10 protein-coding genes are annotated in these 12,584 nt (G+C 43.4%); 5 read left to right on the forward strand and 5 right to left on the reverse strand.

Annotation, left to right across the window (positions count from 1 at the left end; genetic code table 11):
* Positions 1–43: 43 nt before the first annotated feature.
* From HNR77_RS07525 to HNR77_RS07535, 3 genes are all read left to right on the forward strand, one after another.
* Positions 44–565, forward strand: coding sequence for a deoxycytidylate deaminase (locus tag HNR77_RS07525; protein WP_145404145.1), 522 nt, complete (start codon positions 44–46; stop codon positions 563–565).
* Between the two features lie 152 nt (positions 566–717).
* The gene (locus tag HNR77_RS07530) at positions 718–3,627 is read left to right on the forward strand and encodes a ComEC/Rec2 family competence protein (protein ID WP_260410391.1); all 2,910 of its coding nucleotides are present in this window, start codon (positions 718–720) and stop codon (positions 3,625–3,627) included.
* A 315-nt stretch (positions 3,628–3,942) separates the two neighbouring features.
* A complete protein-coding gene (locus HNR77_RS07535) occupies positions 3,943–4,665 on the forward strand; it encodes a thioesterase II family protein (RefSeq protein ID WP_184182222.1) in 723 nt (240 codons plus the stop codon).
* 249 nt (positions 4,666–4,914) lie between these two features.
* On the opposite strand, the gene HNR77_RS07540 is transcribed toward HNR77_RS07535, so the two are convergent.
* From HNR77_RS07540 to HNR77_RS07560, 5 genes are all read right to left on the reverse strand, one after another.
* On the reverse strand, positions 4,915–5,394 hold the full coding sequence (locus tag HNR77_RS07540; protein WP_184182224.1) for a YbaK/EbsC family protein: 480 nt from the start codon (positions 5,392–5,394) through the stop codon (positions 4,915–4,917).
* Between the two features lie 30 nt (positions 5,395–5,424).
* On the reverse strand, positions 5,425–5,982 hold the full coding sequence (locus HNR77_RS07545; protein WP_260410393.1) for a helix-turn-helix domain-containing protein: 558 nt from the start codon (positions 5,980–5,982) through the stop codon (positions 5,425–5,427).
* A gap of 335 nt (positions 5,983–6,317) precedes the next feature.
* Positions 6,318–9,317, reverse strand: coding sequence for a hybrid sensor histidine kinase/response regulator (locus HNR77_RS07550; RefSeq protein ID WP_260410394.1), 3,000 nt, complete (start codon positions 9,315–9,317; stop codon positions 6,318–6,320).
* A 170-nt stretch (positions 9,318–9,487) separates the two neighbouring features.
* Positions 9,488–9,862 (reverse strand): LytR/AlgR family response regulator transcription factor, encoded by a 375-nt coding sequence (locus HNR77_RS07555; protein ID WP_184182226.1) that lies wholly within the window; start codon positions 9,860–9,862, stop codon positions 9,488–9,490.
* 172 nt (positions 9,863–10,034) lie between these two features.
* Entirely contained in the window at positions 10,035–10,337 is a 303-nt protein-coding gene (locus tag HNR77_RS07560) for a hypothetical protein (RefSeq protein WP_110898026.1), read from the reverse strand.
* 350 nt (positions 10,338–10,687) lie between these two features.
* Between HNR77_RS07560 and HNR77_RS07565 the strand changes: the two genes are divergently transcribed.
* Complete coding sequence (locus HNR77_RS07565) at positions 10,688–11,236, forward strand: RNA polymerase sigma factor (protein WP_111272157.1); 549 nt, start codon at positions 10,688–10,690, stop codon at positions 11,234–11,236.
* Entirely contained in the window at positions 11,233–12,522 is a 1,290-nt protein-coding gene (locus HNR77_RS07570) for a zf-HC2 domain-containing protein (RefSeq protein WP_184182228.1), read from the forward strand. The genes HNR77_RS07565 and HNR77_RS07570 overlap by 4 nt, the downstream gene beginning before the upstream one ends.
* Positions 12,523–12,584: the final 62 nt, after the last annotated feature.

Here is a 12,584-nt window from a genome sequence, read left to right on the forward strand (position 1 = left end):
GTTCAACAGGATAAGATGGGGCAGAGCATGAGGAGGAGACTGAATGAGTACAGTAGAGCTTCGCAAGGATTGGGACACGTATTTTATGGATATCGCGTATATGGTATCCACACGTTCCCGCTGCCCGCGACGGCATGTAGGTGCGGTGCTGGTTCAAGGGAAAAAGCTGCTGGGGACCGCATATAACGGCGCGCCGATGGGAGTGCTGGACTGTTCCGAGGCAGGCTGCATGATTGCGGAGGAATATGAGCTGGTGGTAACGGATGGCCACGAGGAAATGGTCAAAAAGCAGCGCTGTATTCGTACGATTCATGCGGAGCAGAATCTGCTTTTGTTCACGGATCGCATTGATCGCGAAGGCTCCTCCGTCTATGTAACCGATGAGCCTTGCTGGACATGTGCCAACATGCTGGCAAACAGCGGCGTGACTGAAATTGTTTTTCATCGCTCGTATCCCAAAGATACCAGCAAAGTGACCCATATGATGCAGCAGAAAGGCATTACGTTCCGTAGACTGGACAATTACCAGCCACCACGGGAGACGATGATGACGGTAAGCAACTGACCTGAACAGCAGATCGTGGCATGGGGGAGCAGGGAAAGTAAGTGAAAAAAAGTGGAAAAGTAAGTACGGGGAAGAACCTCCGGCAAGCCTGAACAGGCTTCCGGGGGTTTTTGTGTATTTTCTGGCATGGTTCCAGAAGGGAGAGGGATGGCTTGAAAGGCAGACCGCTGCTTTGCTTTACAATTTTTTGGGTGTGCGGAAGCGGTATGGCATGTATGTTGACAGGCTGGGCACTATTTTGGGGTATGGTCGGAGCTGCGGCCTGCCTTCCTCTTGTGCTTCGTTTGCTGCATATTCCTGTGAGAGGGTGGCTCAGCATTCTTTTGCTTGCTGCATTCATTGGGGGTGTAGTTCAGTGGGAGTGGAACGATTCTCATAATTCGAGCCGTCTGCCCCAATATTTACAGCTGTCTACGGAGGTCATTGACGGGTTAAATGCCATCGTGGAAGGAGAACTTGCTTCAGACGTGCGGGTTGATGGGGATCGGGCAAGCTTCGAGATACAGCTTTCATCTATTATGGTTCAGGACGCGGAGGCACAGCCACAAGTTCCCTCACCTATGAAGGATGAGCGAATTATCGTGCAGGTTCGCTTGATGGAAGAGCTGGAGCAGAGTATTGCAGCAGCATGGAAGAGGGGAGACAAGCTTAAACTATCAGGCTCTCTGGCCCTTCCGGGTGAAGCAAGAAATTTCGGTGGATTCGACTATCGACATTACCTCAGGACGCAGTATATTCATTGGATGTTTAAGGTGAAAGGTGCTGATTCGGTTACTGCGATGACTCCACAAGGATGGGAACGGATCAACATATTACGATGGACGGATGCGGCAAGGCAGCTGCTAGGTTCCGCAGTTGATCAGTTGTTTCCTGAGTCACATGCCGGTTATATGAAGGGACTAATCATCGGCATGGCAAAGGATATTGACCCTGGTACTTATGGTCAATTCTCTCAACTTGGACTGACACATATCCTTGCGATCTCGGGTACACATGTCGCGGTGTATGTTGCATCTTTGCTGATGCTGATGTCATGGCTGAGATTGACGAGAGAGACAGCCTTGACTGTTGCACTGATTCTAATTCCGGCATATGTGCTGCTATCGGGAGGCTCTCCTTCTGTTATACGCGCAGGTATGATGTCGATGATCGGTTTGTATATGGCGAAACGCGGAGTAGCCAGGGATGGTCTTCAGATTATAAGTGCAGCAGCTCTCCTGATGATGTGGTGGAATCCGTATTTTTTACTAAATGTCAGCTTCCAGCTATCTTTTCTGGTGACGACAGGTTTGATGATTTATATGCCGCTCATCAACAGATTGTTCAGCAGATGGCCCAAGGCACTCGCGGCAACAGCTTCGGTAACGGTGACGGCACAGCTGATTTCTTTTCCAGTCACGATTCTGTACTTTAACCAGTTCTCGCTGCTTTCTTTTGCCGCTAACTTTCTGTTGGTATCCTTGATTAGCGCAGTGGTGTTACCCCTGGGAACGGTGGCAATGATCCTGTCCTTCGTGTGGTTCCCTGCTGCAAAAATTCTGGCGTGGATTTCGGTTCAGTTGAATCAGATCACTTTTCTCAGCGTGGAATGGATGAACAGCTTGCCTGGTTTTGTCATGATATGGGCATCGCCTTCTCTGTTATGGATTACGGCCTACTATGCAATCTTGTATGTGCTGCTATATTTGCTTCATCAGAGGAGCGGTAGTGATGCACTTCATGATATAAAAGCAGGAGAAGAGGACACGGCTCCGCTTCATATGGATCGACAAATGGCTGCCGCAACACGTAGTATGCAGGGGCGTACTGCTGCCCCGACGGGCATTAAGCTGGGAGAGAGTTCTCATTTTTCTCATTCTGCTGGAACTGAATCGCCAAACATAGCGCGGGTGCATAATCGTATGCAGCTTTCAGCGCAGCATGCTCAGCCCATGCGAACAGCTGGCACAGATCAAGGTTCACTCACGACGCTCGGGGCCAGTATCGCCTGGCCGGAGTATGCCAGTGCCTTTACAGCCAAAGGTGCGGGATTTTATAGCGAGGTGCAGATCAGCAAGGGCCAACGCTGGTTATGTGGTATGCTTGCAATCAGTTTTGTGGCCGGCTTATGGTTGGCATACCAAACCCCGCAGCCTGCGGGCACGGGAGTGGTGCAATTTCTCGATATTGGTCAGGGAGACAGCACGCTCATCACGACACCAGGAGGCAAACATATCCTCGTCGATGGTGGAGGCACGATTAACTTCGGGGGCAGTGAAGCATCATGGAAAACGAGACGTGATCCGTATGAAGTGGGAGCCAAGGTCGTTGTGCCTTTACTGAAAAAGAGAGGCATTCATCAGCTGGATGCCGTCATTGCAACCCATGCGGATCAGGATCATGCTGGCGGTTTACAGGCGGTACTGGAGCAAATTCCGGTGAAACGATTGATGTTTAATGGAACGACAAGTGGAAAAGAGAAATTTGATCAGCTGCTGGATACGGCTACGCAGCGCCAAATTCCGCTATTCGCTATACGTCAAGGCATGGCCTATAAGCCGGATCGGGAGACAACGCTGCATTTCCTCTCACCTGAACCTGGTGGACTGCCGGATTCATCGGGGGAGATTCCCGTTTATGAGAATCAGAACGCTGCGTCGATTGTTTTTTTACTGGAGATGGCAGGTACGTCTTTACTGTTCACCGGGGATATGGATGCGGCAACAGAGCAGGATGTGCTGTATGCAATTCAGGACGGTTCGCTGGCAGAGGCGTCAATGGCACTGCGACCCTTATCGTCGTCGTCCCACATATCAATTGACGTGCTCAAGGCTGCTCATCATGGTAGTAAAACCTCCTCTTCGGATGCATGGCTGCAATACTGGAATGCCAAAGCTGCATTAATCTCTGCGGGCGTCAACAATACCTATGGTCATCCAAATCCCGAGGTGATGAAACGTTTGGAACAGGCGGGTTCCCGGATTTATCGGACGGACGAGATGGGCGAGGTGCAGATGAGGGTGAAGGATGGAGAGGTAGAGGTTCGCTATAAGCTGGTGAAGGACGAAAAACCACTTGAATAGATATGAATAACAGGTCTATAGAATCTGAATTGAAGTGCATGTGTACAAAAATACTCTGAAAAGAGATAGGGGACCATAATGCTCCTTCTCCGCTACCCACTCTGAACATCGTCTTTTCAAAGAAACTTCGCTAGGAAAATGTATACAATTGAGATAAAATGTTATTTGTTCAATAAAAAGAAAGAATATAAAAAGATAGAGAGATCATTTTTTAGATATTGATCACGGCCTAAAGCAGTATCTTGCTATAGAAGTGGAGCCTGATACCGATATTTTAAGGTGATATTAAAACCTAGTTATGAGAAAGGAGTCCACATGAAACCTTTTGTGCTTTATTGTTTGCCTCATGCGGGTGGATCTTCATATTTATTTAATTCATGGATTAAGGTTTTGGACAAAGAAATAGAATGCATGCCTTTTGAATACCCTGGACGAGGAAAAATGCTGTCAAAATCTCCATACGCTGATATACAGAATGCTGCTATGGACGTGGTGGAACAAATTAAACATACCTTACATGGCAGAGACTATGCGTTATTTGGCCATAGCATGGGGGCATTAATTGCATACGAAACGCTGGATCAAATAAAAAAAGCGGGTATGAATCAACCCGTTCATGTTTATCTTTCTGGGAAAACAGCCCCCTTTCATATAAGAGAGCCGGAGGCACAAAGATATAAGCTGTCTGATGAATTATTTTTGCAGGAGATCGTTCAATTAGGGGGATTACCAGATGAATTCGTTCAAAATAGAGAACTATTAGATTATTTTCTTCCTATAATAAGGGATGATTTCAGATTGGTTGAAACATATAAGTATCAGGTGAGAGAGCCAATAGAACAAGAGGTTTCTATATTATATGGAAGCGAAGACAGTTCAATGATTGGATCGATAGAGGATTGGAATAGAATATTTAGCAGTACTGTAAACTATCATAAATTTAATGGAGGGCATTTCTTTTATCAAGATTATGTTGAAGAGATTGTTGGCATCATTAATCAGATGTTTAGGACATTGTCCATTCAAAGGTTTTCTTGATGCGTGCTAGAGAGTTTGTTAGCAATAAAGATCCGTGGCTTATCAAGCTTATGCCGGCTCTTTTCCGGAAGGACAGGATGAAGGAGCGCGTTTAAAAGCAGGTGTGGATTGGATATTGGGGCAGCAACGCTTATAGCGGGTGCTGCCGCATATTTATTTTCAGAATACCCTGGGTTAAATAAAGAGCACCTGTGCAGTATACTCCTGCGTCATGCAGACCTAGCGAAATAACAGAAAGTTAACACAAATTTATTTTACACGGATTACTCGTCCTTTTGTCATTTGCACTAATTCTTCGGGTGTTAATTGAAACACTGCTCTTGGATGTCCGGCAGCAGCCCATATCTCTCTAAATTGTAACAAGTCTTCATCAATAAGAGTGATGATTGACTCTATATGTCCTAAAGGTGGTACGCCTCCAATAACAAATCCTGTGTGTTCACGTACAAAATCAGCATCTGCTTTTCCTAAACTGTCATTCAGATGGGTGTTAATTTGTTTTTCATTAATTCGATTTACGCCACTGGCTATAACCAATAAGGGTTTATCGTTATTTTTGAGTCGAAAGATAATTGACTTAGCTATATGTGCAACCTCGCAACCAATCGTATCGGCAGCTTCCTGTGCAGTTCGTGTACTGTCAGGTAGTTCTATAACTTTATTTGCATACCCCAACTCTATTAGTTTGTTTTGAACCTGTTGTGCACTATCTTTAAGTTGACTTGTCAATGTGTATCCCTCCTTAATGATTACATGCAATTAAGATTCCGCATAATACATAACAACCTGTATCGTCACATCTTCGGCCGATTTATTGATATAACGGTGTTCAACATTGCCTGCAAATCTTATAGCCTGTCCTTCTTGTAAGGCGTGTATTTCATCCTTAATCTGTAGATTAAACACTCCAGAGATAACTGTGATGTACTCTTGAACCCCATCATTGTGTGGGAGTGAAACATAGTTACAAGCAGGACTAAGAATAATCGTAAACATTTCAATATGTGTTTGGGGGTCAAACGGAAACAGTAAGTATACTCTACAATTTCCATTGTCTTCTGTTAAATCCGGAATTTCTTTTCGAGTTGCAATGGATACTACTGCCTCATCCTCTTTAAGTAGAGATGAAAACGAAATATTAAGTCCCGTAGCAATTTTCCACACGGTTGTCACTGTGGGCTGCGTTTCTCCTCGCTCAATTTGATGAAGCATACCTTTACTAACCTTTGTTAAATCAGCAAGCTTATCTAAGCTTAACTGCCTATGTTTTCTAATACGTTGCAGGTTGTTTCCTATCCTGATGTGTATAGCATTCAAGAAGTAATACCTCCTTTTCGTTCGTTATACTATACAAATATATCATTATAAAGAACGTTTTACAAATGTTGTATTGGGCTAAACTGCCTGTTAGTTTAATGAAAAGTTGCCCTAATGGTGACTCTCGGCAAACAATTTCACACTAACTGTGCAGTACGATGGTGTGTGAGTGAATTTTTCGAAGTATAGGGGACTTTTTCCACAACTTGATAAAACCGATGCTCCTGAGCTGATTCAGGTGAAGGCTACTGATGTATTGAGGTGGCTTGAACTTCAAAAAATAATATAAGAACCACGATTCAACTCTGTCAGGTGGAATTGAGTCGTGATTCTTATTACCTTGGTACAATGAAGGAAACCGTGGTTCCTTCGCCGGGTATGCTTTGGATCGTGAGGCCTTGTCCGTAAATTTTGTTGAGTCGTCGATCTGTATTGGTTATTCCGACACCGGATGTTCCTGCTTTTTTTCTGCCATCGAATAGCGAGGAGCGTGTTTTATCATCCATACCGATACCGTTATCTTGAATGACGAATTGAACATAATCCTGTTCTTTCATAGCCGAAATGGTTAGCTTACCTCCTCTTGCACGCTTCAATATTCCGTGACGAATTGCATTTTCTGCAAGAGGCTGGATTGTTAATGGTGGAAGCTTAACATTCAGATCATCCGCAAGGTTCCATTCTACCTCCAATCGTTCTCCGAACCGTTCTTGTTCGATATATAAATATGCTCGCAGTAAATCAAGCTCATGAGACAGGGGTACCAAGCGTTCTAAATTATTCGAGTTAAAACTTCCCTTCAGATAATCACCAAATGCCTCAAGAAGTTTAATCATGCGATCAGAATCAATCACACTAAGCGAAACGATAGAATTGATGGTGTTGAATAAGAAATGAGGCTGAATCTGAGCCTGTAGCCATGCAGCTTCCATGCGTAACTGCTCGTCAACGGATTGTTTAAAATGAATTAACGCACGAATTCTTGACTGTAGCTCCAGCATTTCAACCGGTTTGCTCAAATAATCATTTGCTCCGGCAAGAAAGCCTGTATGGATATCTTCGGGCCTGATCCTTGCTGTCAATAGAAGTATCGGCAGTTCGAAAATAGTGAATTTTTCACGTATCCTTTCCGTAAGCTCATAACCGGACATTTCGGGCATCATGACATCCGTGATAACCAGATCCCATTGATTATGGGATACTTCTCGCAGGGCATCCTCTGCATTAGTTACAGCGATAACCTTATAGTTATCAAGTTCAATTAATGACTTAATGACTTTCAAATTGATGGCATCGTCATCCACTAAAAGAACAGATCCAATGATACGGTCGATCTCGTGCATATTTTCTGAAGAGCCCGCAGACTCCATATTGCCAATCATTGCGTGTTGCCCTGATGGAACGATAGAATCATCCAAGATCTTAATGTTGTCTAAGGCTTTAGTGGCAGATGCCAAAGGTAGGGTGAAAGTAAAAACTGATCCTTCTCCCATTACAGATCTAAGCTCCAATGTTCCACCATGGAGTTCAACTAAATTTTTGCATATGCTGAGACCCAGGCCTAAACCGCTGCCTTGAGATGTGATGCTGGAATCAGCTTGTTCGTACGGAGAGAAAATCCTTTGTTGCATTTCCTCGTGAATCCCGATGCCTGTATCGATAATATGGATGTGAGCAATTTCATTCACGATTTCTGCATGAAGTGAAACATGTCCCTCTTTAGTGAATTTCAAAGCATTGTGCACTAAATTAAATATAATTTGAGTAAGGCGATTCTCATCTGCTGCCACGTTAGGCAATGAATCGGGAATCTCGTTCCTTAGCTGCACATTTCTGTTCGCTGTCATGTAGTTCAGCATGTGAACAACGACTTTTGCGATTGCAGGCAGCGACACACTTGTTGTATCCAGTGTTAGCCGCCTATCTTTAAGAAGGGAAATATCAATCAGGTCATCAAGCAGATGTGACATGCGTTGTCCAATTTTGGCAATCAGCTTCAGATCTTCATGATCAGGTGCATCCAGCTTGCTGCTCCTTCTAACGATGATGGATTGAGTCATATTAATGATCGCATGAAGCGGGTTGCGAAGCTCATGTGACGTATTAGCAAGAAACTCATCTTTTTGCTTGTCTACTTTCTTGAGCACCTCTGCTTGTTTTTCGGCACGAATTGCAGTTTTAGTAAAGCGTACAAACCAGAAAGAGGCAAAAACAACAAAGGCTACTATAAGATCAATAGGGTAAAACGGCAAATCCTGATTCATCCATGACTTGAAAAGTCCGCTGAATACCATATTGAATGATACGGCAACGCCGGCAAGTAATATGGAAATAGCTGCTTCTTGACCTGTTCTCACAGCCTGTCTTGAAATAATAGGTACAAGTAAAATGGCTGAAAACATAAAAATACTTAGAATCTTTGAGCTATAATCCAACCAAGCAAGAGGAAAGAAAAGGGTTGCAGTTATATAGGAATAAAAGAAAATAGAGAAGCCGGAAATAAATTTTTTGAAATTATTCACCCTTAGTAAGTGCTTTGTACATAACACTAAACAGTATGAAAGGGCTGAGTACCCAATAATTCTCATACGTATCGCCCATTCAAAATTGATCGGGAGCCAACGGAGCATCATTCTGTCGTCATCTAATAACGTAACAATTAAGGCAAAACAAATAATTCCGGCAAAATAAAAAAGTTCTTTCTTTCGGTGGCCTACGAAAAGCAGGATTATGATATACAACATGTGGAGCAGTAAAATAATAGCTACTAGCAATTGCATGTTTTCACTAAAATGTACTTCATTAATAACTGCAGATTGAGACCCAAATTTGATGGATTCAATAATGCCACCTTTGTTGTGATAGTGGAAGTTACTCACATGAATGATAATATCCATAGTAGACTGATCCACAGTAAAGTTACCTGTATAAGGTACGACCTTGGAAATTGTTCGAATCGCCGTTTCATCAGGAGACCCCGATGCATATAAAAGCTTGCCATTTACATAAAAGCGATAAGCTGATTTAATTTGAGGAATGTGAATCCCGTAGGATGTATTTGATTTGGGTAATTGTACTTGTAGTCGATATGTACCGAAATTGGCTCCTGGACTTGTATCATTATATGTACCGGGAACAATTGTCGAATTGGCAACACTAAACGTATCACTAACGGTTGTGCCAGGGGAGATGAAGGTTCCGGGGTAGAAGTCCCATTCTCCATTCAGTGTAATTGTATGTTTATCATCGAAAACCCAGTTGGATAAATCAAATTTCCCCTGTGCTGCATGGGGCTGATTGGGCAGAGAGAACTCCGTATACCATAACAGTCTCATTCCAATTAAAGCTGCGGAGTAGATTAGGATTAGCCAGGCCATTTTATGTTTTGATATGTTTTTTTGCATACGCATGAGCAATGTCAACATGAACAATCCTTTTCAAACGTAATAGGGTCAGCAAAAATTCTTATTAAACCAATGTTGAATGTCGTCTCGTACAGGATCATTCACATTGATGGTATGACTTCGCTGATGCGATGCATTGTTTTGGACAACCGCTCAAAACGAATGGGCTTTACAATGTAATCAATTGCGTTTAAATCAAAGCCCTCGACAGCGTATTCTTGATTAGCAGTAATAAATACAACCTTCAGATCAGGATTATATTCCAGCATTCGTTCGGCGAGTTCAATTCCATTTATCTCGGGCAGCTCAATATCAATAAACGCTATATCCACTTTGGTATGCTTTACTAGTTCGATGGCATCGTAAGGGTTAGTGAGTTTACTGATGATTTCCAGGATCGGATGGTTCATCTTCATTAATTGAAACTCCAAATAAGACAAGGCTAAAAGTTCATCGTCAATAAGAATAGCTTTCATTTCGAAAATACTCCTTGTATAGAGTCTATTTAATATATCTATTTTATCATGGATGTTAAATAAGGGCATGACAAAAAAAGCCCCCTTCTCCAACACTCTCTTTCAAAAGAGTATTTTGGAAAAGGGGCTTTTCATATCCGACCAGATCAGTGAATAATAATGAAGATGTTGATTATTCTACGCCGTCCTTAAAATGTTTGCTCCAATGTTTGTCTCCTTTGTGCAAAATGTCTTCGACTGTTTTTTCCAGCGTCATCAGAAGCTGGGCTCTGACATCAAGTACAGTTTCTCTGTACAAACGCTCTTCCGATCCGACAATTTTATCGCCGTATAACGCTTGTGCAGCAACATATTTGCGATGTTCTTCAACCAGTGTATCAATGGATTCCAAAGCGTGCTCCACAAAGTGGGAAATGCTTTGATATTCTTTTGGCATTTGTTCTTTCAATTCTTGAATTTTCGCTAGAGCTGGCATGCTCATCACCTCGTGTTATGAATGTAAATTTACAATACACTATTTTCATGAAAATTGCATTAAAAAAACCTTAAGTTTTGAACAAATTTCGACTTTTTTATTTTTGGCCCTTAAAAAGTACTTAACCATAATGTATGTCATTGCATTTGTTTTGAGTCGTGTAAGTACTGGAATTCCGTGATGTCAGACGTTTGGTGACTACGTTTGCATTTTCTGTTATTCTAAGATAAGATTCAGCGGCCCTTATACATAAGCCGTTATTTTGTGATGGAAAATTAAAATATACTTAACTTTGCAACAATTTTATCGATGATCACGTCAGTAAGGTTGCAGGGAGAGGGGGATCCTTTGTGGTAGAGCCGGAACTCATCAGAGCCGCTCAATCGGGCGATCGCGACGCTCTAATTACCCTATTGCGGGAGATTGAACAGCATGTCTATCGTACCGCATATTACATTCTAAATAATGAACAGGATGCCTTGGATGCTGCGCAGGAAGCGTTGATCCGAATTTACACCAAGATTAATTCTTATGAAGAGAAAGCCCAGTTCAAAACCTGGGTGCAGCGCATCGTTACCAACATCTGTATTGACAAGTTCAGAAGAACCAAGCCATCCGTATCCATTGATGAGCATGAAATGGTTTTTCAGGATAAACAGAATGTGGAATTCGAAGTGATGTCCACTTATGTGGCAAAGGATATACAAGAAGCGATCAACAAGCTGCCAGAGCATCATCGGACCGTCATTGTTCTAAGATATTTGCAGGATTTATCCTACAACGAAATTGCGGATTGTCTCGATCTTCCGCTCAATACGGTAAAGTCTTACTTATTTAGAGCCAGACAACAGTTACAGAATCTACTACAGGAGTATCAGAAAGGTGGTGTGACAGGATGAAATGCGAAGAGGTGGTGGAATGGATGCACCGGTATCTGGATCATGATCTGGGCGAGGCGGAAACGACGCAAATGCTGCAGCATGTGGCCAAGTGTCCGGAGTGCGCCGAAAATTTTAGCATGCTTAGAGCTCTATCCAGAGAACTGGAAGATTTGCCGAAAGTAAGCCCTAGATTTAGTCTGGTTGATGCAATTATGCCTCAATTGGATGCAATTGATGAAGCACGCAAGGAACAGAGCAGTACTGTGCAAGAAATGAGTCCTGTCCCTGCGGCATTTGAGAATTTGCAGCGTTCCAGCTCAGGAGAACGAAAAGCCAAAACCAAATGGTTTAATTCGATGGCAGGTCGCATGTCGATGGGTGCAGCAGCTGCGGCTGTTGTATTAGGTTTCGCCATATTTGGTTATAAGCCTGAACAGATCGAGAATGCAGACTCCATGATGATGAAGTCGGGGGCATCTCAAGAAAGCAATGCCGGTCAGTCTGCTCGTAGCATGGAAGTGAATAATGACCAAGGCAGCTCACCTTCTCAGGAAGAGGTTGGTGTAACTGCGCCTGATTCAAATGATTCGCTCCAGACACGTTCTGAACAGCCGCAAGAAGATCAACCTGAAGCAGGTAGTGGTACTGAAACGCAAGCACCAGATTATCAGACGGACCAGAAACCTGCGGAGCCTTCTACCAGAGGGGCGGCTGCCCCGGAGCAAGGGAAGCAGGAAGGCAGCCCTTCGGTAGATGTGAACCCTTCCCAGAAAAATGAAAAACCGAATCAGGATGTAGATCAAAAGCAGCCTGGTACCAATGCTGGTAATGGTGCTGATTCTAATGCCACGGACCCAAAAAATATGCCTGAACAGAATAATCAAGCAGACGACACCTTTTCAGCTCAAACGATAGTTCCTAATGAGGATGCACCGGCTCGAGGAATAACCAACAATGACTCAGGAGCGGGTGGGGATACGGCTGACGGACAACAATCGCAAGGGTTAACGGCCCCTGATCCGGGAAACACAGAATCGGACGCAACAACTGCAAAAGAGTGGAAATCGCCTGACGGGGCGTATGTAGTTATGCTGATGGGTGACCAGTTAAGTGTATATGCAAAATCTGCGAATGATCCTGATATGCTAAATCTGATTGAACAGCGGAATATAGAGGGAACATTGAAATCAGCAAGCTGGTCCCAGGATGGTAAACAGTTCAGCTATGAAACGGACAAAGACGGAACAACAACGAAGAATTCATTCAAGCCGAATGCAACTTCGGAAACACCGCCTGCAAAATAGGCCTGAAATCTCAAGTGAGACCTATTTTATTACAACAAAGAACCTTTCGTCATGACAAGCAT

It is taken from the genome of Paenibacillus sp. JGP012, from assembly GCF_014203995.1.
Lineage (GTDB): Bacteria > Bacillota > Bacilli > Paenibacillales > Paenibacillaceae > Paenibacillus > Paenibacillus silvae.

What these genes read in the sequence shown, in the direction of transcription:
- HNR77_RS07525 (WP_145404145.1), top strand. Translation starts at nt 44, where the DNA reads ATGAGTACAGTAGAGCTTCGCAAGGATTGGGACACGTATTTTATGGAT.
- HNR77_RS07535 (WP_184182222.1), top strand. Translation starts at nt 3,943, where the DNA reads ATGAAACCTTTTGTGCTTTATTGTTTGCCTCATGCGGGTGGATCTTCA.
- HNR77_RS07550 (WP_260410394.1), bottom strand. Translation starts at nt 9,317, where the DNA reads ATGAGACTGTTATGGTATACGGAGTTCTCTCTGCCCAATCAGCCCCAT.
- HNR77_RS07555 (WP_184182226.1), bottom strand. Translation starts at nt 9,862, where the DNA reads ATGAAAGCTATTCTTATTGACGATGAACTTTTAGCCTTGTCTTATTTG.
- HNR77_RS07560 (WP_110898026.1), bottom strand. Translation starts at nt 10,337, where the DNA reads ATGCCAGCTCTAGCGAAAATTCAAGAATTGAAAGAACAAATGCCAAAA.
- HNR77_RS07570 (WP_184182228.1), top strand. Translation starts at nt 11,233, where the DNA reads ATGAAATGCGAAGAGGTGGTGGAATGGATGCACCGGTATCTGGATCAT.